At 65.8% G+C, this 23,827-nt stretch carries 28 protein-coding genes and 1 tRNA gene; 19 read left to right on the top strand and 10 right to left on the bottom strand.

Annotated elements, in window-relative coordinates:
• Positions 1-128 precede the first annotated feature (128 nt).
• From HZR14_RS08430 to HZR14_RS08400, 7 genes are all read left to right on the top strand, one after another.
• The gene (locus HZR14_RS08430) at positions 129-908 is read left to right on the top strand and encodes a hypothetical protein (protein ID WP_181692424.1); all 780 of its coding nucleotides are present in this window, start codon (positions 129-131) and stop codon (positions 906-908) included.
• 103 nt (positions 909-1,011) lie between these two features.
• On the top strand, positions 1,012-2,304 hold the full coding sequence (gene purD, locus HZR14_RS08425) for a phosphoribosylamine--glycine ligase (protein WP_181692423.1): 1,293 nt from the start codon (positions 1,012-1,014) through the stop codon (positions 2,302-2,304).
• 80 nt (positions 2,305-2,384) lie between these two features.
• Positions 2,385-3,230: an HpcH/HpaI aldolase/citrate lyase family protein gene (locus tag HZR14_RS08420; protein WP_181692422.1), complete on the top strand. Its 846-nt coding sequence runs from the start codon at positions 2,385-2,387 to the stop codon at positions 3,228-3,230.
• A gap of 165 nt (positions 3,231-3,395) precedes the next feature.
• Positions 3,396-4,655, top strand: a complete 1,260-nt coding sequence (locus HZR14_RS08415) for a Glu/Leu/Phe/Val family dehydrogenase (RefSeq protein WP_181692421.1) — start codon at positions 3,396-3,398, stop codon at positions 4,653-4,655.
• Between the two features lie 422 nt (positions 4,656-5,077).
• Positions 5,078-6,049, top strand: coding sequence for a phosphomevalonate decarboxylase MvaD (gene mvaD, locus HZR14_RS08410; RefSeq protein ID WP_181692420.1), 972 nt, complete (start codon positions 5,078-5,080; stop codon positions 6,047-6,049).
• Positions 6,050-6,129: 80 nt separating this feature from the next.
• Complete coding sequence (locus tag HZR14_RS08405) at positions 6,130-7,965, top strand: cation:proton antiporter domain-containing protein (RefSeq protein ID WP_181692478.1); 1,836 nt, start codon at positions 6,130-6,132, stop codon at positions 7,963-7,965.
• A gap of 101 nt (positions 7,966-8,066) precedes the next feature.
• On the top strand, positions 8,067-8,801 hold the full coding sequence (locus HZR14_RS08400; protein WP_181692419.1) for a DUF429 domain-containing protein: 735 nt from the start codon (positions 8,067-8,069) through the stop codon (positions 8,799-8,801).
• Positions 8,802-8,816: 15 nt separating this feature from the next.
• On the opposite strand, the gene HZR14_RS08395 is transcribed toward HZR14_RS08400, so the two are convergent.
• Positions 8,817-9,056: a DUF7120 family protein gene (locus HZR14_RS08395; RefSeq protein WP_181692418.1), complete on the bottom strand. Its 240-nt coding sequence runs from the start codon at positions 9,054-9,056 to the stop codon at positions 8,817-8,819.
• Between the two features lie 110 nt (positions 9,057-9,166).
• On the opposite strand from HZR14_RS08395, the gene HZR14_RS08390 reads away from it, so the two are divergent.
• The 6 genes from HZR14_RS08390 to HZR14_RS08365 all read left to right on the top strand — a co-directional run bounded on the left by HZR14_RS08390 (position 9,167) and on the right by HZR14_RS08365 (position 12,499).
• Entirely contained in the window at positions 9,167-9,319 is a 153-nt protein-coding gene (locus HZR14_RS08390; protein WP_181692417.1) for a DUF7560 family zinc ribbon protein, read from the top strand.
• Positions 9,320-9,653: 334 nt separating this feature from the next.
• The gene (cysE, locus tag HZR14_RS08385) at positions 9,654-10,199 is read left to right on the top strand and encodes a serine O-acetyltransferase (RefSeq protein WP_181692416.1); all 546 of its coding nucleotides are present in this window, start codon (positions 9,654-9,656) and stop codon (positions 10,197-10,199) included.
• Between the two features lie 88 nt (positions 10,200-10,287).
• A complete protein-coding gene (locus HZR14_RS08380) occupies positions 10,288-10,488 on the top strand; it encodes a XapX domain-containing protein (protein ID WP_181692415.1) in 201 nt (66 codons plus the stop codon).
• 69 nt (positions 10,489-10,557) lie between these two features.
• Complete coding sequence (gene thiE / locus HZR14_RS08375; RefSeq protein ID WP_181692414.1) at positions 10,558-11,202, top strand: thiamine phosphate synthase; 645 nt, start codon at positions 10,558-10,560, stop codon at positions 11,200-11,202.
• A complete protein-coding gene (thiM, locus tag HZR14_RS08370) occupies positions 11,195-12,034 on the top strand; it encodes a hydroxyethylthiazole kinase (RefSeq protein WP_181692413.1) in 840 nt (279 codons plus the stop codon). Before thiE ends, thiM begins: the two co-directional genes overlap by 8 nt.
• An 84-nt stretch (positions 12,035-12,118) precedes the next feature.
• Positions 12,119-12,499: a cupin domain-containing protein gene (locus HZR14_RS08365; protein ID WP_181692412.1), complete on the top strand. Its 381-nt coding sequence runs from the start codon at positions 12,119-12,121 to the stop codon at positions 12,497-12,499.
• Between the two features lie 134 nt (positions 12,500-12,633).
• On the opposite strand, the gene HZR14_RS08360 is transcribed toward HZR14_RS08365, so the two are convergent.
• The 5 genes from HZR14_RS08360 to HZR14_RS08340 form a co-directional block, all read right to left on the bottom strand.
• Positions 12,634-14,463 carry an FAD-binding protein gene (locus tag HZR14_RS08360; protein WP_181692477.1) on the bottom strand — a complete coding sequence of 610 codons (1,830 nt, stop codon included), beginning with the start codon at positions 14,461-14,463 and terminating at the stop codon, positions 12,634-12,636.
• Between the two features lie 43 nt (positions 14,464-14,506).
• On the bottom strand, positions 14,507-15,370 hold the full coding sequence (locus HZR14_RS08355; protein ID WP_181692411.1) for a succinate dehydrogenase/fumarate reductase iron-sulfur subunit: 864 nt from the start codon (positions 15,368-15,370) through the stop codon (positions 14,507-14,509).
• Between the two features lie 2 nt (positions 15,371-15,372).
• On the bottom strand, positions 15,373-15,738 hold the full coding sequence (locus tag HZR14_RS08350; protein WP_181692410.1) for a succinate dehydrogenase hydrophobic membrane anchor subunit: 366 nt from the start codon (positions 15,736-15,738) through the stop codon (positions 15,373-15,375).
• A gap of 1 nt (position 15,739) precedes the next feature.
• Complete coding sequence (gene sdhC / locus HZR14_RS08345) at positions 15,740-16,132, bottom strand: succinate dehydrogenase, cytochrome b556 subunit (RefSeq protein ID WP_181692409.1); 393 nt, start codon at positions 16,130-16,132, stop codon at positions 15,740-15,742.
• Between the two features lie 160 nt (positions 16,133-16,292).
• Positions 16,293-17,306: a succinylglutamate desuccinylase/aspartoacylase family protein gene (locus HZR14_RS08340; RefSeq protein WP_370464969.1), complete on the bottom strand. Its 1,014-nt coding sequence runs from the start codon at positions 17,304-17,306 to the stop codon at positions 16,293-16,295.
• 106 nt (positions 17,307-17,412) lie between these two features.
• Between HZR14_RS08340 and HZR14_RS08335 the strand changes: the two genes are divergently transcribed.
• The 3 genes from HZR14_RS08335 to HZR14_RS08325 all read left to right on the top strand — a co-directional run bounded on the left by HZR14_RS08335 (position 17,413) and on the right by HZR14_RS08325 (position 19,633).
• Positions 17,413-18,759 (top strand): putative ATP-dependent zinc protease, encoded by a 1,347-nt coding sequence (locus HZR14_RS08335; protein WP_181692407.1) that lies wholly within the window; start codon positions 17,413-17,415, stop codon positions 18,757-18,759.
• Between the two features lie 68 nt (positions 18,760-18,827).
• Positions 18,828-19,010, top strand: coding sequence for a DUF7576 family protein (locus tag HZR14_RS08330; protein WP_181692406.1), 183 nt, complete (start codon positions 18,828-18,830; stop codon positions 19,008-19,010).
• A gap of 188 nt (positions 19,011-19,198) precedes the next feature.
• Positions 19,199-19,633 carry a CBS domain-containing protein gene (locus tag HZR14_RS08325; RefSeq protein WP_181692405.1) on the top strand — a complete coding sequence of 145 codons (435 nt, stop codon included), beginning with the start codon at positions 19,199-19,201 and terminating at the stop codon, positions 19,631-19,633.
• 185 nt (positions 19,634-19,818) lie between these two features.
• Here HZR14_RS08325 and panB read toward each other — a convergent pair whose 3' ends face one another.
• Complete coding sequence (panB, locus tag HZR14_RS08320; protein WP_181692404.1) at positions 19,819-20,625, bottom strand: 3-methyl-2-oxobutanoate hydroxymethyltransferase; 807 nt, start codon at positions 20,623-20,625, stop codon at positions 19,819-19,821.
• Positions 20,626-20,727: 102 nt separating this feature from the next.
• Between panB and HZR14_RS08315 the strand changes: the two genes are divergently transcribed.
• On the top strand, positions 20,728-20,967 hold the full coding sequence (locus HZR14_RS08315; RefSeq protein ID WP_181692403.1) for a DUF5822 domain-containing protein: 240 nt from the start codon (positions 20,728-20,730) through the stop codon (positions 20,965-20,967).
• 78 nt (positions 20,968-21,045) lie between these two features.
• On the opposite strand, the gene HZR14_RS08310 is transcribed toward HZR14_RS08315, so the two are convergent.
• The gene (locus HZR14_RS08310) at positions 21,046-21,534 is read right to left on the bottom strand and encodes a helix-turn-helix domain-containing protein (protein WP_181692402.1); all 489 of its coding nucleotides are present in this window, start codon (positions 21,532-21,534) and stop codon (positions 21,046-21,048) included.
• Between the two features lie 293 nt (positions 21,535-21,827).
• Between HZR14_RS08310 and HZR14_RS08305 the strand changes: the two genes are divergently transcribed.
• Both HZR14_RS08305 and HZR14_RS08300 read left to right on the top strand, forming a co-directional pair.
• Positions 21,828-21,912, top strand: a tRNA-Leu gene (locus HZR14_RS08305).
• 370 nt (positions 21,913-22,282) lie between these two features.
• Positions 22,283-22,846 (top strand): DUF420 domain-containing protein, encoded by a 564-nt coding sequence (locus tag HZR14_RS08300; protein WP_181692401.1) that lies wholly within the window; start codon positions 22,283-22,285, stop codon positions 22,844-22,846.
• A 32-nt stretch (positions 22,847-22,878) separates the two neighbouring features.
• On the opposite strand, the gene HZR14_RS08295 is transcribed toward HZR14_RS08300, so the two are convergent.
• Both HZR14_RS08295 and HZR14_RS08290 read right to left on the bottom strand, forming a co-directional pair.
• Entirely contained in the window at positions 22,879-23,052 is a 174-nt protein-coding gene (locus HZR14_RS08295; RefSeq protein ID WP_181692400.1) for a DUF7836 family putative zinc-binding protein, read from the bottom strand.
• Positions 23,053-23,169: 117 nt separating this feature from the next.
• Positions 23,170-23,827: transcription initiation factor IIB (locus HZR14_RS08290; protein WP_181692399.1), on the bottom strand; the 658-nt coding region annotated here is incomplete at its 5' end.

Here is a 23,827-nt window from a genome sequence, read left to right as displayed (position 1 = left end):
GGTACTAAACGCCGCGGCTTTCGACAGCGTTTTGATCGGTCCTCGGAGGAATACCCGGCGGTGGCGTCCGGGCGGCCTCTCGGCACGCAACGGAACATTATTTGAGTCGCCGACGTCTCCGAAGGCATATGGAACGATCGCGCAGGGACGTGCTCCGTGCAGGCGGCTCCGTGCTCGCGACCGCAGGCGTCGCGGGCTGTATCGAAGAGCGCGTGACGCGACGGGAGACGCGGGCGACCGATTCGGCGACGTGGACGCTCTCCCCCGCCGACGAGGGGGTCGCTCTCGATGCCGAAGGGTTCGGGAACTACGTCGAACGGATGCGGGACACGTACGGGGACAGCGGTGTCTGGGGAACCGACACCGAGCGCCCGGAGACGTTCGGCATCGCCTACGCTGGACGGTACGCGATCACCCGGGAGACGCCGGGAAACCCGACGGAGGGCGAATTTAGCCTCACACCCGAGGCCGTCGACCCCGAAGCGCCGATGTTGATCGCCGACACCTGTATCGTGCGATACGATCTCGGCGACGACCGCTATCGGTACTGGCTGTGGGTCGCCGCCGATCCGACCGACGGCCGCCTCGTCCGGGAGGTGCGTCTGACGACGCTGTCGACGGGGCTCCGCTTCGGAACCGGAACGGTCGTCGGTGCCGCGACGCCGACCGTCGGGGACGGCGAGGGGTCAGTCGGCTTCGAGACGCCGCCGTCGGGGACGTTCCCGGTCAGTGGGGGCTCGATCGACACGACGGCGATCCAGGAGGCAGGCGGGCTCTACGCCGTCGAGTGGCGCGGCAAACTCGACGCCACACAGTCGGTAAATGGCGTCTGTACGGTCGAGCGAAGCGGCGCGTACGACGTCTCCTGGACGATGTCACTCGGATACGGCTTCGAGGAGGACGTCTAGGCGTCAAAGACGAACCGACGACGTTGCCGGTATGCGCACGTCCGTGGGCACCCGTCCGCTTCGAAGGACAACGCTTACACTCCCGTGAGTTCCGTTTTCGCGTATGACAGAGACGGTGCTTCTCGTCGGCGGCGGTGGGCGCGAACACGCCATCGCCCGCGCGGTCGCGGGATCGGAGTCGGCCGAACTGTACGCGTGTGCGTCGAACCGCAACCCCGGGATCGCCTCGCTGGCGGCGGGGTATCGGGAACTCGACGAGACGGACGGCGACTCGATCGTCGAGTACGCCGAGTCGGTCGGGGCGACGCTTTCGGCCATCGGCCCCGAATCGGCGCTGAACGCGGGGGTCGCGGACGCCCTCGACGACGCCGGGGTGTACGCGTTCGGCCCACGGGAAGCCGAGGCACGGATAGAGACGGACAAGGCGTTCCAGCGGGAGTTCATGATCGAGGAATCGATTCCGGGCTGTCCCGACTTCGAGACGTTCGAGGACGGCGAGGCGGCCGCGGCGTACATCCGCGAGTACGACGGCGACCTCGCGATTAAGCCCCGGGGACTGACCGGGGGGAAGGGCGTCCGGGTCATCGGCGACCAGATCACGGAGTCCGAGGGCATCGAGTACGTCCTCGAAAGCGAGTACGACGCCTTCGTCTTGGAGGAGCGACTCGTCGGCGAGGAGTTCACGATACAGGCGTTCGTCGCGAACGGCGAGTACCGTGTCTCCCCCGCCGTCCAGGACCACAAACGCGCCTACGAGGGCGACGAAGGTCCGAACACGGGCGGGATGGGTTCGTACAGCGATGCGACGAACGCGTTGCCGTTCATGACCGCCGCGGAGTACGATGCCGCGGTCGACGTGATCGACGCCGTCGTCGAGGCGATGCCGGAGTACAAGGGAGTCCTCTACGGCCAGTTCATGTTGACCACCGATGGCCCGAGGGTCGTCGAGTTCAACGCCCGCTTCGGCGATCCCGAGGCGATGAATACGCTGCCGATCCTGGAGACCGATTTCGTCGAGTTCTTGATCGCGGCCCGCGAGGGTGAGGAGCTGCCCGAGCTCGCGTTCTCGGATCGTGCGACCGTGTGTAAATACGCCGTTCCGGACGGCTATCCGGTCGACCCGGAGGCCGGGGCGAAGGTGGCGATCGACGCCGAAAGCGCCGGTGAGGCGACGCTTTTTTATGCCAGCGTCGACGCCCGCGAGGACGGCATCTACACGACGACGTCGCGGTCGTTCGCCGTCGTCGGCGTCGCGGAGTCGATCCGTGAGGCCGAAGCGATCGTCGAGGACGCCTTCGAGCGAACCGGAACGGAGGGGCTCCGCGTCCGACACGACATCGGAACGTCCGACCTCCTCGAAAAGCGCATCGATCACATGAACGAGTTGCGCGACTAGAGACCGCGACCCCCGGAGAGACCGCGACCCCCGGAGAGACCCCTACCTTGATTTGCGTCGCCTTCGGATGGACGGTACTCATGGCACGACGCAGCGTCCTGTTTTCGCCCGGGGACGAACCGGCGCTGATGCGCAAAGCACCCGCATCCGGCGCGGATACCGTCGTATTCGACCTCGAGGATGCGGTCGCACCCGCCAACAAGAACGCCGCACGTGCGGCCGTCGCCGACGTGCTCTCCGATCCCGCCTTTGACCCCGACTGTGAGGTGTGTGTGCGTCTCAATCCCGACCGTGATACCGCACTCTCGGACGCCGAGGCGATCACCTCGAAAGACCCACGGCTCGACTCGATCATGGTCCCGAAGGCCGAATCGGCCGACGACGTGTTGGAGCTCCACGAGCTGGTCGCCGCGCGGGGCTGTGACCGCCCGGTCATCGCGCTGTGTGAATCCGCGGGCGGGATCCTCGCCGCCGAGGAGATCGCGGCGGCCGGTCCCGTCCGGGCCGTCGCGTTCGGTGCCGAGGACCTCGCGGCCGACGTCGGCGCGACGCGGACCGAACGCGGCGAGGAGGTCTCACATGCCCGCCAGCACGTCGTGTTGGCCGCCGGGGCGGCCGGCGTCGACGCCATCGACACGCTCGTTACGGATATCGAGGCGACCGACCGACTCACGGAGGAGACCGAGTTCGCAAGGGTGCTCGGTTACGACGGGAAGATAGCGATCCACCCGGCACAGGTCGAAATCATAAACGAGGCGTTCACGCCGGCCGCCGAGGACGTCGAGTGGGCAACGCGGGTGCTCGACGCGGCCGGTTCGGCGGCGGAGCAAGGCGTCATTCGCGTCGACGACGAAATGATCGACGCGCCGCTGATCGCGCGCGCGGAGACGATCATCGATCGATACGAGGCGGCCGACGAACACTGAATCGGAGCTCCGGTCGAGGAGGGCGAGGCGTGCAAAACACGCCGACCTGCTCCGCCGCGGGACTCACAGCGAAAACGCAAAAATTGCCATTCAGCGGGTCCTACATCATCGATACGTCAATTTAACGTCGTTAGTATTAAGCACCTACTGGACAATCGTCCGGTCATGTCCAACGAGGTCAATCCCTTCGAGAGCCTACAGGAACAGATCGAGGACGCGGCGACGCACATAGACGTCGGCGACGGTGTGCTCGACCGGCTCAAAAACCCGGAGCGGATACTCGAGACGAACCTCTCGGTCGAACTCGACGACGACTCCGTCGGCGTGTTCCGGGCGTACCGCTCGCAGTTCAACGGCGATCGCGGCCCCTACAAGGGCGGGATCCGCTATCACCCGGGCGTCTCCCGCGACGAGGTAAAAGCGCTCTCGGGCTGGATGGTGTATAAATGCGCCGTCGTCGACATCCCCTACGGCGGCGGGAAGGGCGGCATCGTCATCGACCCCCAGGAGTATTCCACGGACGAACTCGAGCGGATCACCCGCGCGTTCGCGACGGAGCTTCGGCCCATTATCGGCGAGGATCGGGACGTCCCGGCACCGGACGTCAACACCGGCCAGCGGGAGATGAACTGGATCAAAGACACCTACGAGACGCTCGAAGGTACGACCGCGCCGGGCGTCATCACCGGCAAAGCGATCGACTCGGGTGGATCCGCGGGCCGCGTCGAGGCGACCGGCCGGTCGACGATGCTCACCGCCCGCGAGGCGTTCGATTACCTTGGGCGGAGCCTCTCGGGGGCCTCCGTCGCAGTCCAGGGGTACGGCAACGCCGGCAGCATCGCGGCGGAGCTGCTGGAAGACGCCCACGACGTGACCGTCGTTGCGGTGTCTGACTCCTCGGGAGCGATCCACAACCCCGAGGGACTGGACGCCCACGACGTGAAGGCGTTCAAAAACGAGACCGGCTCCGTGACGGGCTATGAGGGTGCGACCGAGGAGCTGACCAACGAGGAGCTTTTGACCCTCGACGTCGACTTGCTCATCCCGGCGGCGCTGGAAAACGCCATCGACGGCGAGTTGGCGCGTGACGTCCAGGCCGACGTGATCGCCGAGGCGGCCAACGGCCCCCTGACGCCGGAGGCCGACGACGTCCTTACGGAAAAGGACGTCATCGTCGTCCCCGACATCCTCGCGAACGCGGGCGGGGTCACCGTCTCGTACTTCGAGTGGGTCCAGAACCGCCAGCGGTTCTACTGGACCGAAGAGCGCGTCAACGAGGAGCTCGAACGCCACATCGTCGACGCCTTCGACGGCCTCCTCGAGTGTTATGAGGAGTACGACCTCCCGAACTTCCGGACGGCCGCCTACGTCGTCGCGATCCAGCGGGTGTTGAACGCCTCCGAGGAAGCCGGTAGCTGGCCCTGAGCGGCCGGATAGCCCGCTTTCGCTGATCGGTTCCGTCAGGGATTCCGGACGACAAAACAGCGTCAGGACAGCCACCGCAGACCACACGCCTCCCCAACCGACTGCGCTGCTCGCTTGCTCCCTGCGGTCGCGGCGCTTTGCTGCTCATCCCTCGCACGTGGATCCGTGGCCGGCCTCCGGGTGCGAGACCTCCGGTCCCGCACCGCTCCGGCACGGCCGCGAGCGCGCGCCACCGCAGCGCCGGTCTGTCGTTATTTCGTCGGCGATCGTGAAATAAGCGCCGTCGGGGGCACCCCCGGCCGGCATGGTCGCAGTGGGGGACGAAACGGCAAAGACGCGCGCGGCGGCGGGAGACGAACGGAAAACCCGCGCGCGGCGGCGGGAGACGAAACTGCAAAGACGCGTCCCGCGGAGGAAGTGGTATGAAGGCGACTGCGAAGGCCCACCCGATCCAGGGCCTCATCAAGTACCACGGGATGCGCGACGAGGAGCTTCGGCTCCCGTATCACGACTCGATCTCCGTCTGTACCGCCCCCAGCCACACCACGACGACGGCCGCGTTCGAGTCGGATCTGGCGGCGGACCGCTACGTCGTCGACGGCGAGGAGCTAACGGGACGGGGGGCCGAACGCATCGGGAACGTCGTCGACCACGTCCGGGAGCGTTCGGGGATCGACGCCCGCGTCCGCTTCGAGTCCGAAAACGACTTCCCGACGAACATCGGCTTCGGCTCCTCCTCGTCGGGCTTTGCCGCGGCCGCGGTCGCGCTCGTCGAGGCGGCCGGCCTCCGGATGACGCTGCCGGAGATCTCGGCGGTGGCCCGCCGGGGCTCCTCGTCGGCCGCCCGCGCGGTCACCGGCGCGTTCTCGCATCTCCGCACGGGACTCGACGACGTCGACTGCCGCTCGGAGCGCATCGAGACCGATCTGGAGGACGACCTCCGGATCGTCGCCGCCGAGATCCCGGCGTTCAAACACACCGAGGAGGCCCACCGCGAGGCCGCCGAAAGCCACATGTTCGAGGCCAGGATGGCCCACATTCACGGACAGATCGCGACGATGCGACACGCCCTCCGGGAGAACGACTTCGAGCGTGCCTTCGAACTCGCCGAACACGACTCGCTGTCGCTCGCGGCCACGACGATGACGGGGCCGGCAGGGTGGGTCTACTGGGAGCCCGAGACGCTGTCGGTCTTCGAGGCCGTCCGGGAGCTCCGCGAGGACGGCGTCCCGGTCTACTTCTCGACGGACACCGGTGCGTCGGTGTACGTCAACACGACCGAGGCGTACGTCGACCGCGTCGAAGGCGCGATCGCTGATCTCGGCGTCGGGACGCGGGTCTGGGCGGTCGGCGGCCCCGCGACGGTTCTTGACGAGCGCGACGCGCTGTTCTAGCGGCATATGATCGGTACATCCGGCAATATAAACACCCCCTGACCCCATAATCCGGATACGTGTCAGCCAGTCTGTTACCGATCATCGCGGTCATCCTCATTTCGGGACTCGGCGTCCAGTTGCTCGCACATCGCCTGAAGATCCCGAGCGTGGTCTTTTATCTCGTTATCGGCGTCGTGTTGGGGCCGGAGGTGCTCGGGCTCGTCACGCTGGACACCTTCGGAAACGGCCTGGAGACGATCGTCGGAATTAGCGTGGCGATCATCGTCTTCGAGGGCGCGTTCGCGCTCCGGATCGAGCGCATCCGGGGGGCTTCGACGGTCTCGTTCCGGCTGGTGACGGTGAGCGCCACCGTGATGTTTTTGGGGACGGCCGCGGCGGTCCGGCTCTTCGAGGGAGCCGACCCCGAGATCGCGCTCCTCATCGGCGCGTTGTTGGTCGCGACGGGACCGACCGTCATCACGCCGATTCTCGACGTCGTCCGCGTCAGAGACCACGTCGCGACCGCCCTCGAAACCGAGGGAATCGTCAACGACGTGACCGCTGCGATCGTCGCCGTCGTCATCTTCGAGACGCTGTTGTTGGACGATCTCGGTATCCCCTCGACCGTCTTTTCGTTCCTGCAGCGCTTCGGCATCGGCGTGGCCGCGGGCGTGCTCGCGACGGTCACGATCTACCTCCTGTTGAACAGCGAACTCGTCCCCGAACGGGACGTCCAGGCCTCGCAGTTTCTCGTCCTGTCGGCGGCGGTCGGGGCGTTCGCGGCCGCGGAGGTCGTCGCCGCCGAGGCGGGTATCGCGGCGGCGGCGACGAGCGGGGTCATCCTCGGAAACCTCGATCTCAACAACAGAGAGGAGATCGAACAGTTCACACAGAACGCGACGCTCATCGTCCTCTCGTTCGTGTTCATCTCGCTTGCCGCCCTGATCGACATCGAGGCCATCCTCCAACTCGGCGTCGGCGTGGTCGCGATAGTGCTCGTGATCATGCTCGTCCTGCGGCCGGTGGGGGCGATCATCGCCACCGTCGGCGTCGAGCGATTTACCTGGCCCGAACGCCTGTTCATCGCGAGCGTCGGCCCGCGCGGAATCATTCCGGCGAGCGTGGCGACGCTTTTCGCCATCGAACTGGAGCTGGCGGGCAACATCGAGGCCGGACAGCTGTTGGTCGGGACGGTGTTCGCCGTCATCTTCGCGACGGTCGCGATCGAGGCCGGGCTCGCACGACAGATCGGGGACGCCCTCGAGGTATCACCAATGCGCACGATAATCATCGGCGGCGGCCGGGTCGGCCGGGCGCTCGCTACACGGCTGGAGAACAGAGGCGAGTTCGTCGTTATCATCGAAAGCGACGACCGAGAGATCGAACAGTCACGGTCGGAGGGGTTCACCGTATACGAGGGGGACGGTACCGACACGCAGGTATTGAAAAGGGCGGGGATCGAGGACGCAAAGCGGTTCATCGCGGCGACCAGGGACGACGATATCAACCTCCTCGCGTGCCAACTCGCCATCACCACGTTCGACATCGACGCGGTCTACGCCCAGGTGAACGAACCGGACAACGTCGAGGCCTTCGAAAGCATCGGCGTGACCGCCGTCGACTCTCCGACCGCGACGGCAGTGGCCATCGACGACGAGATCGAGCGGCCGGCGATCACCCACTGGATGAACAAACTGGGTGACAGCCACGATGTCCAAGAGGTCGAAGTGACCTCCGAGGAACTCGCGGGCAAGACGATCGAGGATCTCAACTCGGAGATTCCGGACGGCTGTTTCGTCGCTATCATCAGTCACAACGGGGAAAACGACGTGCCGTCGGCGGATCGCGTGCTCGAATACGGCGACAACGTTACTTTCGTCGGCGATGCCGACGCCGTCAGGCAGGCGATGAACCGGTTCCATCCCCACGACTGATACTGCTGGCTGTCCCCAGCGTATGCGAGTCGCGGTGCGACGTCCGTTCGCGACGGACAGCCGGCGATACGCCTACATGGTCCGGGTGAGACGGCTCGCACGTGAGCGAACACTACGTCGGCAGCGTCGCCCGCGATGGCGAGTGGCTCGCCGTCGCCTACACGGCCGAGGGGTTCGACCACGCGGCCGTCTTCGAGGGTATCGGGGAACTCTGGACCCGATACGAGGAGTCCGCGGCACGAATCGTGATCGACGTCCCGATCGGCCTCGAGGCCGCGAGGACGCCGCGGCCGAACGAGCGGGCCGGACGACGGGTGCTGGGCGAGCGGGCCGACGCGATCGTTCCGGCCCCCGTGCGTGAGGCGGCCAAAAAGCACCGATATCGGGCCGCGAACAGGGTCCACGAGCGCAAGACGGGCGAGGAACTCCCGCGCGCCGCCTTCGAGCGCGCCCCGTCCGTCGCCGCCGTCGACGAATTCCTCGGCGCGATCGAGGAGGCCCGGCCGGTCTGTTTCGAAGCACACCCCGAACTGTGTTATTTGGCCTTCGCGGGCGAAGTGATGGCCGAACCGCCGGACGTCGCGGCGGGACACGCGGAACGAATGCGGGCGCTCGTGGCGTTCGACCGTGACGCGCCGCCGACCGTCCAGTCGGTCGCCGAGGCGACCACCGGTTCCCGGCTCCCGATCACCGCCGTCCTCGACGCCGTCGCGCTCGGATTGACGTCACGTCCGGGTCCCGAGTCGCTCCGCTCGCTCCCGTCAGATCCGCCGACCGACGAGCGGGGGCTCTCGATGTGCTATGGCTACCGGAGCGATACCGCGTTTTCGGAGTAACGGCCCTCGATCCGCTCAAAACGAGTAATCGTCGCCGTCGTCGGTTCGGGCGGCCGGGTCCTGTTGATCCTCGGTCATCTGTGTGAATAGGTCCTGGTCGGGTTCCTCCGTCGTTTCGGAGGGGGCGTACGCCGAGACGCCCATCGAGAGGAGTTCCTCGACCGCCTGTTCGCGGTTGAGGAACTCGCCTTGATCGACCAGGCGGGCGATTTCGCTGTCGATTCGATCCGGCAACGAGACTTCGACTTCGGGCATATACGCCGATTTGAGGTTCAGTAATGTAAGCCCTCTGTTCACCGCAATCCGATTCCCACCCGGCAGGAATCACAGCTGACGGTTTGTGTGGGCACCGAGTTGTCGGGGACATGCAACACGAGAATACGACCGACACGTTCGTGTGCTTCGAGTGTCGAGGCGAGATTCCCGTCGATACACGGACCAGACAGGCCCTCATCCGGTGTGGCTGTGCCGTCTGCGGGGCCGCCGTCACCGAGGGTGCGTTCGCCAGCTGTCGTTGATCTCCCCCGGTCGACCGGAATCGTCCCCCGAGTGATCGACAGTTTTTATATCATCGTTTCCCCAACACGGGGTATGGCGTGGCATCCCGGTACCGACGTCGGCCCGGCCACGTATCGGATAGCCGTCGGCTTCCACCGCCGGTACCGTCCTCCGTTTTCGGGCCGTCGCTTTCGCCGTTCCTCTCGCTTTCGCCGTTCCTCTCGCTTTCGCCGTTTTCGTTTCGTTCGTTGCCCCCGTTCCGGGGTCCGTGATCGCCGTCCCGCCCGTTGTCATCCGTTCTGAACGCAGTCTCCCGTCGCGTTTCGGTTTTAACCCCTCCCCAACCCCCTACAAATGGTACTCGACACGATCAAAGAGGACGTTCGGACCGCACGCACGAAGGATCCGGCCGCGAGGAGTGCCGTGACCGTCGCACTGTTGTACTCCGGTGTCCACGCCGTCTGGGGATACCGTATCGCACACGCGCTGTGGAACCGTGGGCACCGTTTTAGCGCCCGCTTTCTCTCACAGGTCGTTCGGTTTCTCACCGGCATCGAAATACATCCCGCCGCCGAGATCGGCCGCCGACTGTTCATCGACCACGGTGCCGGCGTCGTGATCGGCGAAACCGCCGAGGTCGGCGACGACGTCCTCCTGTATCACGGTGTCACGCTCGGCGGCGATTCGATGCGCCGCGAGAAGCGACATCCGACGCTCGGGGACGGCGTCACCGTCGGCGCGAGCGCGACGCTGCTCGGGGATATCGTCGTCGGCGAGGCGGCGTCAGTCGGGGCCGGAAGCGTCGTCGTCGAGGACGTCCCGCCCGGCGTGACCGTGACGGGTGTCCCCGCGGAACCCACCGGGGACGTAACACAGGTGCGCCAACGGAGGTCCGGGTGATCGGATTACGCACCCACCGTGTCAGACAGTCCCGAAAGCACGCCCCGGATCCGAAGCGATTAGGTGACCCCGGTCGCGGTAGTGAACGATGAGCACCCCCGTCATCGTCGCGGTCATGGCGTTCACGACCGGATTCCTCGCCGGGGCGGCCTTCGCCGCGATCGGCGTCCCGATCCCGGCCCCGCCGACCATCGCCGGCGTGCTCGGAATCGTCGGCATCTACGCCGGATTCAGGATCGTCGAGTATTTCGACGTCGGATACGATCTGGTTTCGGCGCTCGGTTTATAACTCGGAGGGCCGGACGGACGATACCGAACGGAAAGACCGATGCCACGCCGGCGAATATTATCTGGTTGTATGAATCAGAACTTCGGCGTGTATCTGGTGACCGACGCGGGGCTTTCGGAAGGGCGCTCGACCGTCGAGATCGTCGAGGCGGCGATCGACGGCGGCGTCGATGTCGTCCAACTCCGCGAGAAGGGCGCAAGCGCCCGCGAACGATACGAACTCGGTCTCGAACTCCGCGAGTCGACGCGGGCGGCCGGCGTGCCGTTGATCGTCAACGACCGGATCGACATCGCCGCGGCGATCGACGCCGATGGTGTCCACCTCGGAGACGACGATCTCCCGGTACCCCTCGCCCGCGAGCGACTCGGCGAGGACGCGATCGTTGGCCGCTCCGTCTCGACACCGGCGGCCGCCCGCGAGGCGGAGTCGGCGGGTGCGGACTATCTCGGCGTCGGCGCGGTCTACGGGACGACCTCCAAGGAGACCACACCCGAGCAATCGAACGTCGGACTCGAGCGGATCCGGGCGGTCCGGGAGGCTGTCGACGTTCCGTTCGTCGGTATCGGCGGCATCACACCCGACAACGCTGCCGCCGTCGTCCGGGCCGGTGCCGACGGCGTCGCGGTCATTTCGGCGATCACGGGGTCGGACGATCCCGAGGCCGCGACGCGTCGGATCGCCGAGGCCGTCGAAGGGGTGGGTATCGATGCCTGAGATCGACGGCGGCACGGACGCTGGCCTTCCGGCCGCCCTCGATGCGATCGAAACGTCCGAACCGCTCGTTAACTCCGTCACCAACAACGTCACCGTCAACGACGTAGCGAACGTCACGCTCCATTGGGGTGGGCTCCCGGTCATGTCCGACGACAAACGCGAGGTCGCCGACATGGTCGCGGCCGCGGACGCCTGTCTGTTGAACATGGGTACCGTCGACGAGTCCGGCGAGGCGACGATGCTCACCGCGGGGGAGGCGGCGAACGACGGCGACGTCCCCCTCGTCGTCGATCCCGTCGGCATCGGCGCGACACCGACGCGGACGCGGGTCGGGACCCGGCTCTTAGCGGACCTCGACGTGGCGATCGTAAAGGGCAATCACGCCGAGATCTCTGCGCTCGCGGGCGAGGACGCGGAGGTCCGCGGCGTCGAGTCGGTCGGCGAGTACGCCGACGTCGCCGAGGCGGCGCTGTCGTGTGCCCGCGAGTACGATACCGTCGCCGTCGCCTCCGGCGAGACGGACGTCGTCGCCGGTCCCGGGGCGGCCTACGAGATCTCGGCTGGCGACGACATGATGGGACGGGTCGTCGGGACCGGCTGCATGCTCGGCGTAACGCTTGCGACGTTCGCCGGCGGCGGGACCGAAACACCACTCGAGGCCGCGCTCTCGGGAACCGTCGGGTTCGGGCTCGCCGGCGAGCGCGCCGCGGACGGGGGCGAATGGAACGGTCCGGCGAGCTACCGGATCGCGTTCCTCGACTCGGTCGCCGGAATGAGTTCGGATCCGCCGACCGACGGGGGAGACCGAATCGAGCGGGTCGCGACGACGTAGGAGCCGTTCGCCGTCTCGCGGCTCGAATCGTCGAGCGGTGGGATCGGGCGTGAAACCTATCTTGGTGGCCCGTGAAGCGGCGGTATGAGCACGTACAAACGCGTCAACTACCGCGACATCGACCCCGTCTCGGGCGGGATGCACTTTCTTAGAGAGCCCCTCGACAGCGAGCGTGTCGGGGTGACGGTCACCCGGTGTGAGCCGAACTGGAACAGCAGACCCCACGATCACACGGAGAACGGCCACGAAGAGATATACGTCCTCATCGAGGGCTCGGCGACGGTCGTCGTCGACGGCGAATCGGTCGATATGGAGAGCGGCGACGCCATCTGGATCCCGCCGGAAGCGACCCGACAGATCAGAAACGACGACGAGGAGAGCGCGTTCGTGTTGGTGAGCGCCCCGGTCTCGATCGAACCGGCGGACGGCAACGCGGAGTGGAGCACGGACGGATTTATCGGGTGACCGCCTCCCGCGTTTTCGAGGGGGCTTCCATCCGGCATTGGCCGGGAGGCAAGGTTTCTCGCCCGATCGGCTGACGCCGCCGGTCCCGGAGCCCGTTCTTCGTCAAATCTTGCTCCGTCCAGCCGACGGACGTATCAGTACGAGCGGACTTTCGGCTCGTACTCTTTGCTTTCGCCTTCGAGGACGACGGGCTTGTAGTAGAGCCTCGGCGTGCCCTCGTTCCAGGAGATCATCGTGTGTTTGAGCCACTCCTCGTCCTTTCGTTCTTGGTGTTCGCGCCGCCAGTGAGCACCACGGAATTCGTCGCGCGCCAACGCGCCGAGCGTAATCGTCTCGGCGATGTCGATGAGATTCCGGGTTTCGATCGTGTGGATCAGATCCGTATTGTACGTCCGGGAAGGATCCGAGACGGCCACGTCCTGGTAGCGCTCGCGGCACTCGCGGATGACTTCGAGAGCGTCCTTGAGGCTCTCTTTCTCCCGGAAGACGTTGACGTTCTCGGTCATCGCCTTCTGGAGGTCCCCACGGATCTCGGCGTGGTTGGTGCCGTCGCGTTCGAGCATGTCTTCGACCCGGCTCCGTTCGTACTCGACGGCGTGTTCGACGACTTCGGTCGGCTCGACCAACGCTCCATCGGCGGCGACGTCGCCGTCGGTCGAGTCGAGCGCGCCCGGTTCGACCGGCGTGTCGAGACCCTCCTCGGCCTCGGACTCGGCTGACGATCCGATCGGAACCTCGGCCTTGCCGAGGTCCCGGCCGGCGGCGTGGTGGCCGGCACGGGCACCGAAGACGATCAGTTCCGGCAGGGCGTTGCCGCCGAGTCGGTTCGAGCCGTGAACCGACGCACACGCACACTCGCCAGCGGCGTACAGCCCGTTGATACACGTTTCGCCGTGCTCGCTCGTTTCGATGCCGCCCATGTGGTAGTGCTGTCCGGGCTTGACCGGCATCGGCTCCTCGACCGGATTGACGCCCTCGAAGTCCTCCGCGAGGTGGATGATGTTCTCGAGGCGGTCGTAGATCCGCTCCTCGCCGAGATGCCGCATGTCGAGATAGACGTACTCGTCGTTGATCCCGCGGCCCTCGTTGACTTCGGTCAGTTCGGCGCGTGAGACCACGTCCCGGGAGGCGAGTTCGCCGTCGTTGTTGGCGTAGCCGTGTTCGAACATGAACCGCTCGCCCTCGCGGTTATACAGGATGCCGCCCTCGCCTCGGACGCCCTCGGAGATGAGCACGCCGGTCGACGGGAGTGTCGTCGGGTGGAACTGGACGAACTCCATGTCCTCGACCGGGACGCCTGCACGATACGCCATCGCCGCGCCGTCCCCGGTGTTGGCGACGGCGTTCGTGGTGTGATCGAAGACCTGTCCGTCGCCGCCGGTTGCGAGGATGACGCCGTTGTTGGCTCGGAAGCCAACGACGTCGCCGGACTTGATGTCGTAGGCGACACAGCCGTGGCACTCCCGGTCTTCGGGGTCGTCGTGGTCTGTGACCGCGAGTCGGCTGACGTAGAACTCGTCGTAGACCGTGATCCCGCGTTTGACGACCTGCTCGTACATCGTGTGCAGCAGGTGGTGGCCGGTCTCGGCACCGGCATAGGTCGTTCGGGGAAACGAGAGCCCGCCGAAGGGGCGCTGGGAGACGCGGCCGTCGTCCTCGCGGGAGAAGGGCATCCCCCAGTGTTCGAGTTGGATGACCTCCTCGGGAGCGTCCTGGGCGAGCGTCTCGATGGCCGGGGCGTCACCGAGATAGTCCGACCCCTTCATCGTATCGTAGGCGTGGAGTTCCCAGTCGTCGCCGTCCCGCAAAGCCGCGTTGATCCCGCCCTCGGCGGCACCGGTGTGCGAGCGGACTGGGTGGAGTTTCGTGACCATTGCCACGTCCGCGCCCTCCTCGTTGGCTGCGATCGCGGCCCGGAGCCCGGCACCGCCAGCACCGACGACGATCACGTCGTGTTCGTGTATTGTCATGGTATTATGTTGGGTTTTGAGCGACTTGAGACTACTGCTACCAGAACTTCAGGTTGCTCTTGACTGCCTCGCGTTTCAGTTCCTGGATGTGCTCCGTCAGGGGGATATCCTTCGGACAGACTTCCGTACAGGAGAACTGCGTTTGACAGCGCCAGACGCCGTGTTCCTGTTCGATGATGTTGAGGCGGTGTTCTTTGATGTCCGCTCCCTCCCGTTTGTCCATCGCGAATCGGTATGCCTTGTTGATGGCCGCCGGGCCGAGGTACTCGTTGTCGCCCGCCGCGATGTTACACGAGGACATACACGCGCTACACCAGATACAGCGCGTCGACATCTTGACCTTCTCGCGGTTCTCTCGGGTCTGTCGCTGCTCTTCGAGTTCCCCGTCCGGGAGGTCGTTCGTCTGGAAGTACGGCTCGACTGCTTCCATCTGGTCGTAAAAGTGCTCCATGTCGACGACGAGGTCCTTGACGACCTCGGCGTGTGGCAGCGGTTCGATCCGAACCGGCCACTCCAAATCGACCATCTGGGTCTTACAGCCGAGTCGCTGTCGTCCGTTGACGAAGAGCGCGTCCGAGCCACAGATCGCCTGCCGACAGGAGTGTCGGAAGGTAAGGCTCGAATCGAAGTGGTCCCGCGCGTAGATGAGCGAGTCGAGGACCGTCATTCCCTTCCGGAACGGTACCTCGAAGGTGTCGAAGCGGGGGTCCTTTTTCCCCTCGACCTCGGGGTCGTAGCGGAACACCTTGATCCGAACCGTCTCGTCGGCCTCGGAGAGGTCCGTCTCCGCACGCTCCCGCATGTCGTCGCGTTCGCCCGTCTCCGAGCGTCGGCGTTGTTGCTGGTCGGACGTTTCTTCGGCTTCCGTATCCGTCTCCCGCTCTTGGACTTGCGTGCTCATTGTTAGAACAGCCCCGTCATGGCGCTCGCGACGCGGGTCCCCTGGACGACGAGGAGCGTCCCCGCGACGATGAGAAGCCATTTAACGACGGTCTTTTGGGTGCCGTCGAGACCCTGATTGACGAGGGCGTTGTAGACGCCGTTGACGCCGTGGAACGCCGCGGTGATCAAGAACAACACCATCGTCGAGAAGTAGCCGACCTGGCTCATCCGGACTTGCGACCCGGCGAAGGTGATGTCGGCCGCGTGGTTGACGAAGTGCAACAACAGGAAGTGGTACGCCAACACGACGACGAGGAACGCGGCCGTGATCCGCTGGAGCAGCCAGCGGGTTCCCTTGGGCTCGAACGACGAGTAGTGTTCGGCCATGTCAGAACGCCCCCAGGAGGAACGTCGGGATACTCGCGACCGCGATGGCCGCGGTTCCTATCAGTGCGGCGTAGAACGCCTTGTCCTGTGCCTCCAGTCCAACGCCCAGGTCGACGAAGAGCAAGCGGATGCCGTTGAGGATGTGAAAGGCGGCGACCGCGAGCAGGCCGACCTCGAGGAACCGGACGATAAGCAGGCTCTCGAGCCCCTGGAGCGTCTGTGTATACGTCGCCCCGTCCACGGTGGCGGTGCTCAACACCGCCACGTGTGTAAAGAGGTAGCCGATGAGTACCCAGCCGGTGAACTTGTGGAATATCCAAGCCCACATGCCGGCGGAGAACTCCTGCCACCGCCCGAAGTCCTCTATCAGACCTCGGTCGTACGATTGACTCATGCATCGTATGGTCGGTACCCCGCTGGTATAGTAGTTACTACCTGCGAACGTCTCGCAGGCGTTCGGCGGCATTTCTTTCCGATCGTGAGCCCGTTCGCGCGTACATATTCCCGTTCTGAATTTATAAGAATCGGACTGAGGGCTACCTAATTAAAAAAGGTTATGGTTCGCTCGGGGCGCGGCGGCTCCGGCGGAACGCCCGAAGCGTCGGTCCGTCGAGGGCCACGAGATGACAGAGTGGGTTGCCCGGGTAGACGAGGGGGTTTTCGAGGACGCCGATGAGCACGCCGGTAAAGGGCGCTTCGACGGTCGTCACGTCGGTCTTGAACGGGTTCGTGATCGTGCAGACCGGGTCGCCGGCCTCGACCAGCGAGCCGCGGTCGTTGTGCATCTCGACGAGGCCGCCCGTGTCCGCCCGGAGCCACGTCTTCTCCTCCGCGGCGTCGATGACGGTTCGCCAGCCGGGCCACTTGACCGGGTCGGTCTCCGACATGCCGAACTCCGACATCACCGAGAGGACGCCCTCCAGCGCCGCGTCGATGAGCGGTCGCTGAAACCGGTGGGCCTCGCCGAGTTCGACCGTGATCGTCGACGTGCCGGCGGCGCTCGCCTCACGGCGCAACGATCCGCTCGGCCCCTCGCCGGCGATGATGACGTTCGAGGCGAACGCGTTCGCGACCCGAGCGACCGACGGATCGTCCATGTCGGCACGGACGTGAAGCATGTTCGTCCGGCCGCGCGTCGACGTGTGAAAATCCAGCCCGACGTCGCATGGCCGGATGAAGTTCTCGAACACCCGGGCCGCGATCCGCTTTGCGCTCGTCGTCGAGTCGTCGCCCGGAAACGACCGGTTAAGATCGCGGTCGTAGATCGGCAGGTACCGCTGTTGGGCGATGAAGCCGGGGACGTTGAGAACCGGCAGACAGACGAGCGTCCCGCAGAGATCCGAGTGATCCCACTCGTGGGCGACCTCCCGAACGATCTCGATTCCGTTGAGTTCGTCGCCGTGGGCGGCGGCGGACAGACAGAGCGTCGGCCCCTCGTGTTCGCCGTTGACGACGGTGACGGGAACCCGGACCGGATCGCCCAGGTACGTCTCGCTGACGGTGAAACGGACGTTGGCGGTCTCGCCGGGGTCGACGGCCCCGCCGTCGTAGGTGAATCTCGCGGACACATCCGAGCCACGACGCGGAAGGCTATAAGAGCGCTGTCCGCCGGGGCGGAGTCCCGCCCCGTAGCCGGACCGGCAGTGTTTTGCCGAAACCAAACGCACCCACGGTATGTCCGATTCACCTACTGTCGGCGTTCTCAGCCTCCACAGTTCGAAGGAGACGAAAGCCATACTCAACGCGATCGACGACCTCGGCTGCGGGACCGCGTGGCTCCGTGCGGAAAACACCGTCGTCGACATCGAGGACGGGACCGTGACGCTCGAACCCGACGTCGACATCGTCGTCAACCGGCTGTTGCTCTCGAAGGAAGAACAGCCCGCCGAGGCGCTGGGGCTGGCGACGATGCTCGATCGGATCCGCCCGGTATTGAACACCCCGACGGCGACGATGACCGCGATGCACAAGTTCGCGTCCGGGACCGCCCTCGCGGAGGCGGGGCTTTCGGTCCCCGACGCGCTCATGGCGCTTTCGGGCGAGATACTGAACACCCGCCGGGACCGCTTCGGCGAGGAGGTCGTCTACAAGACCGCCATCGGGACCCACGGCGGCGGTACCTGGAAGCTCGATACCGACGACCACATCAACCCGATGGTCGGCTCACGGCAGGCGTTCCTCCAGGAGCTCATCGAACACGACGAGATGCGCCACCACGACCTCCGGATCTACGTCGTCGGCGAGCGGATCGTCGGCGCGATGAACCGCTATGCGCCGGACGGCGAGTGGCGGACGAACGTCGCGTTGGGGGGCCGCGTCGAGAACGCGACCGAGGAGCTGCCCGAGGCGGTCGCGACGATGGCCAAGCGGGCGACCGACGAGGTCGGCCTCGACTACGCGGGTGTCGACGTCGTCGAGGGCGAGGACGGCTACTACATCCTCGAAGTGAACCCGACGGCCGGCTTCCGGGGACTATTTAAAGCAACCGGCCGCTCGCCCGCGCCCCACATCGCCCGCCTCGCCATCGAGCGGGCCGGCGGCGACGTCGACCCCGAGCGGGTTCACGAGCTCACGGCGACCCTCGACGACTCCCGGCCGGCATGCATGCCGAAACCCGAGACGTCGGTTCCGACGGAGACGCCCGTCATCGGCTACGTCGAGGAGGTCGTCACGATGGGGACGAGCGGCCAGCGGACCGTGATGGCGAAGTCCGATACGGGCGCGACGCGGACGAGCATCGACGCCCACCTCGCAGCCGAGATCGGCACCGGGCCGATAAAGGACATCGTGAAGATCAAATCCGGGAGCGTGAAATCCAGTCGCTCTCGGCCGGTCGTCGACTTGGTCGTCGGCGTCGGCGGTACCCAACACACCGTGACGGCGAGCATCGAAGACAGAGGTCACATGGAGTATCCGCTGCTCTTGGGGCGGGACATCCTCGAACACTACCACGTCGACGTCCGTCGGCAGGCCGACGAGACCGAACCGGCGGCGCTCGACGAAACGACGCTCGAAGAGTGACCGAGTACGGGAGGGCGTTCTCACGAAACACAACCGTTCATATGCCCGCCACCCAACGGTGCAACGAGATGGTCGACCCGACATCGGAGCTCGCCGAGGACGTAACGGAGGAGACGGCACCCCGCTGTGCGGTTTGTAGGGAGCCGATCGTGAACGAACCGGGCCACAGAGTCGTCACCCGGATCGAGGACGGGGCGGTCTCGACGACGCACTTCTGTGGGCCGGCGTGTCGGGAAGGGCGGAGCGACTGATACTGCCGGGTGTACGTCTGGCAAGACCCTCACCACCCGGAGTGGCGAATATCGTCGGGAGAGTACAGCCGGCAGTATGAGCGCCGCGACCGTGTGCCCGCCCGATGAGCAGCGGCATCCCCATCGACATCGATTTGGGTCGACGTAGATGCCACACTATTATGAACATTGATGAGATACGTCCGAGTATGACAGAACAGGATGCGGGCGTCGAGGAGTTGATGTCGTCGCCGGTCGAATCCGTGCCATCGGACACGACGATGGCCGACGCAGCCCGGACGCTAACGAAAGAGAGCATCGGATCGCTCGTCGTCGGCGATGACAGGATCCTCGGGATCGTTACCGAGTCGGATCTCGTCTCCGCGGTCGGCGAGGAGCGCGCTCCCGAGACCCCCATCGAGGGGCTGATGTCCGACCCGGTCGTCACCGTCCGTCGGAGCGAATCGGTCCGGACGGCCGCAGAGCGGATGGGCCACAACGGCGTCAAGAAACTGCCCGTCGTCGAGGACGGTAAGGCGATCGGGATCATCACGACGACGGACCTCGCGCTCCATCTACCGGATTACCAGGTGAACATGGCCCATCAGGCCGAAGCGGACATCGTCGACGGCGAGTGGGAATGAAATCCTCCGCGTCGCAAGCGGCGTAGCGCCGCTCCGACGGAGGAGCCGATCCCCGAGCGCCGGAGGCCGCCGCCCGCCATCCGCCGGACGGGCGCGGACGTCCGTGTATCGTCGGCGGGGATCGGATCCCGGGCCTCCAAACACCGAAGCGGGGACGGGAACGACGCCGATCCGCGGCAGATCGATCAGTACACGTCGTCGAGGCCGTCCTCGTGGTGGCTGTGTTCCTCGCCGGGGAACGTCCCGGCCTCGACGGCGTCGGCGTAGGCGGCGATCGCCTCCTTCATTTCGCCGCGGACGTCCCCGAACCGTTTCGAGAACGGGGCCGTCCCCTCGGAGAGACCGATCACCTCGTCGACGACGAGCACCTGGCCGTCGCATTCGGCCCCGGCACCGATCCCGATCGTCGGGATCGTCAGGGCGTCCGTGATCGCCCCCGCGAGGTTGGCCGGGACGTGCTCTAAGACGAGCGAAAACGCGCCCGCCGTCTCGTGTTCGCGGGCGAGACGCAGGATGTCCTTGGCCGAGTCCGCGTCGGTTCCCTGCCGGTAGAGTCCCGTCTCGTTTTCGCGCTGTGGCGTCAACCCGAGGTGTGCCTGCACGGGGATCCCGACGTCCGTGAGCCGCCGTGTCAGCTCTACCGTGTGGGGACCACACTCGAGTTTGACCGCGTCGGCGTTGGCCTCCTTCAGCATTCGACCACAGCGTTCGATCGCGTCGTCGTCGCTCGCGCCGAAGGAGAGAAACGGCATGTCGGCGACGACGAGGGCGTCCTCGGTCGCCCGAGCGACGGCCGCGGTACGGCTTGCGATCTCGTCGACGGTGACCGGGAGTGTCGACTCGTAGCCGAGTCGGGTGTTGCCGACCGAGTCACCGACGAGCGCCACGTCGACGCCGACCTCGTCGATCAATCGGGCAGTCGGGGCGTCGTAGGCGGTGAGCATCGTGATCGGCTCCTCGCCGGCCTTCGCGCGGATGTCTTTCGCTCGCATATCTCCGACTATGCCGCGGTGGGGTTAAGCGCTCCCACTCGGGACCCCCGCCGGCGGCCCGGAACCGTAACCGATTACCCGCCGAGCAACGGAACTCGGGACATGTCGCCCCGCGTCGAGACGACGGATCCGGACGGCGTCGACTACGGGTGGGTCATGCAGACGACGTTCGTCCTGACCATCGTCGTCGGTGTGCCCGCCGTCGCGTTGCTCTCGCTCCCGTTCGAGTTGATGACGTGGGGCCAGCGGGCGAACTTCGCGATCCGGGCCGGCGCGGTCGTCTGGCTCTGTATCGGTATTCCGGTGTATCTCTACGCCCGGCGGGAGAACGCCTCGACGTAGCGTCGGGGGACGACCCACAGTCACGCGACGCCCTCGAAAGAACACCGAGGGCGACCGGACACTGCTCACGCCGCGGCGTTATTCGGCGAGTTCGACGCCGAGATACTCCTCGAGGGCTTCGATCGCGGAGCCGCCGACGTTCGCGCGGGCGGCCCGGCCCTGTTCGATCGCGACGAGATCGTCCTCGTCGATACCGGCCTCGCCGGCGAGCTCGTCGGTCTGAAGCCCCGCCGCCTGACGGGCTTCCTCGACGGTCTCACCGTACCCGCCGACGAGATACGGCAGCGGATCGTCCTCGTACTCCGTACCCTCCTCCCAGTCGGTCTCGACGGATCGTGCGTCGTCGAGTTTGGCGGTGTTCTGTGCCGCCTTCCGTCGGCGCTCGCGTTCGCGGTCCCCGCCGGTGTCCGTCCGCGACTCCGTCTCGCCGTGTTGGGCACACTCACTGCAGACGTCGAGTCGCGCCCCGGCGACGGTCGCGGTCGAAAGCGACGACTCCTCGGCCCCACAGAGTTCGCAGGCACCGCCGGAGTCGCCCCCGACGCCGCCAGTGGAGTATTTAGCCATGTTCGGAAGAACTTCGGGAACGCACTTGAACTTGCGGTACCGGAGCCGGACAGTGGACACGCCCGAGTGCCGTCGCCGTGAGCACGCCCGAGTGCCGTCGCCGTGAGCACGCCCGAGTGCCGTCGCCGTGAGCACACACCCTCCCTGCCAGGACGGCCACTCGATCCGAAGCGGGACGCCGATACCCACACAGCACACCGGTCGGATCGCCGACAGACGGACGGAGTGCGGCATCAAAGGAAAGCCCTTTTATTGCACCCCGAATTACGGAAGAGTGCGGACAGACACACCGTGCGTGGGTAGCCAAGCCAGGCCAACGGCGCAGCGTTGAGGGCGCTGTCCTGTAGAGGTCCGCCGGTTCAAATCCGGTCCCACGCACTGTTAGCGGCCCACCGCCGCCGGATTCAGTGCGGGTGCTCGCAGACAGCACCCACGCAAACTTCTACAACGCCGATAGCGTCGGATACTCCTCCCTATAGTGAACATCGCAACTACGTACACATCGATCGCACTGCCGCCGTGCGGTCGAGTGTGTCTTGTCTTCCGATCTCTACTATAGCGGTCCGCCGGCCAGCGACGTGCGTGTGAATCGATCGGTCGCGGTTCGCGGCGTTCGTGGAATGAATGCGGCGACCGACGAAACCGACCCCGGCGAGACCACCGCTACCGACGGAGCTGCCGCCGATGAAAAACATCTATTCCACCGCCGATGAAAAACATCTATTCCACCGCCGCCGGTACGGTGCGTATGGCGACTCACGAATGGGCCCGGGAACACATTCCGGCGCTGACCGTACTCCTTTCGGCCGTCTCGCTCGCGCTCGTCTTCGGCGCGGTGTTGGGGATGGTCCCGGCCGGGGTCCTCCCCCGTTCGGCGTTGCTCTTGACGCTCGTTCCACACCTCAACGCGCTCATCAGCCTGACCGCGATCGGAACGATCCTCGCCGGAATCAGGGAGATCCAGCGCGGGAACGTCGCCCGCCACCGGGTCCGGATGCTCGCGAGTTTCGGGCTGTTCGCGGCCTTTTTACTCCTGTATCTCTACCGCGTCACCATCCTCGGCCCGAGCGAGTTCCCCGGCCCCGAAACCGTCCGAACGTACCTCTATCTGCCGTTCCTTGCGGTACACGTCTCGCTCGCGGTGTTTTGCGTTCCGTTCGTCTTCTATGCGCTGCTGTCGGCGGAGACGCGCCCGGCCGCGGAGATACCGGACACGAATCACCGTCGTGCTGGCCGTGTCGCCGCGGGCCTGTGGCTCGTCTCTTTTTGTATGGGGCTCGTGATCTACGCGCTGTTGTATCACGTCTACTGAGACTTATGCGCCAGTACGGCCGGCGAAGTCCTTCAGAACGTTTTGAGCGTCTGGAGGTCGTGCTCCGTTCGGGCGAACTCCGAGAGCCGACGGCTCGCGTGACACCCGGGACAGTGAAACGTCCGTCCGGGGTCGGGGAGTTCGGCCGGCGATTTCTGCCACGATTTACCGCACTCGGGACACAGAAGTCGGGCGTACGTCTCCATGCCGGCTCTTACACCGGCTAGTATGAAAGCTTTTACCACGGATTCGGTCGGAGAAAACGGTCCGCGTCCGCGACTCGGCCGTCACTGCCTCGGGCGAGCGGCTGCGATACCGCCGGGTTAGGCCGTCACGACGTCGCCGGCTTCCAGCAGCTCCTTGTAGCGGTTACGGATGGTGACCTCCGAGATGTCCGCGACGTCGCTGACGTCGTTTTGCGTGACTTTCTCGTTGCAGAGCAATGCTGCAGCGTAGACGGCGGCGGCGGCGAGGCCGACCGGCGACTTCCCGGAGAGGATGCCGTCGCCACGGGCCGCCTCGATGAGATCGCGTGCGCGGCGCTCGACCTCGTCGGAGAGGTCGAGATCGCTCACGAACCGTGGGATGTAGCTCTCGGGGGCGGCCGGCTTGACTTCGAGGTTCAGCTCCCGGATAATGTACCGGTAGGTGCGGGTCAACTCCATCCGATCGACGCGGGAGACGCGCTCGATCTCGTCGAGGCTACGGGGGATGCTCGCCTGCCTCGCGGCGGTGTACAGCGCGGCGGTGGCGACACCCTCGATGGAGCGGCCGGGGAGGAGGTTTTCGTCGAGCGCGCGTCGGTAGATGACGCTTGCGGTTTCGCGGACGTTTTCGGGGAGGCCGAGCGCGGAGGCCATCCGCTCGATTTCGCCGAGGGCCTGTTTGAGGTTGCGTTCCTTGGAGTCACGCGTCCGGAAGCGCTCGTTCCAGGTACGGAGCCGTTGCATCTTCTGGCGCTGGCGGGTCGAGAGCTGTCGT

This window comes from Natronomonas salinimetallica, assembly GCF_013839515.1.
In the GTDB taxonomy this organism is placed as follows: domain Archaea; phylum Halobacteriota; class Halobacteria; order Halobacteriales; family Haloarculaceae; genus Natronomonas.
The sequence above is the reverse complement of the archived record's forward strand: the minus strand, read 5'-3'. Positions and strand labels throughout refer to the sequence as shown.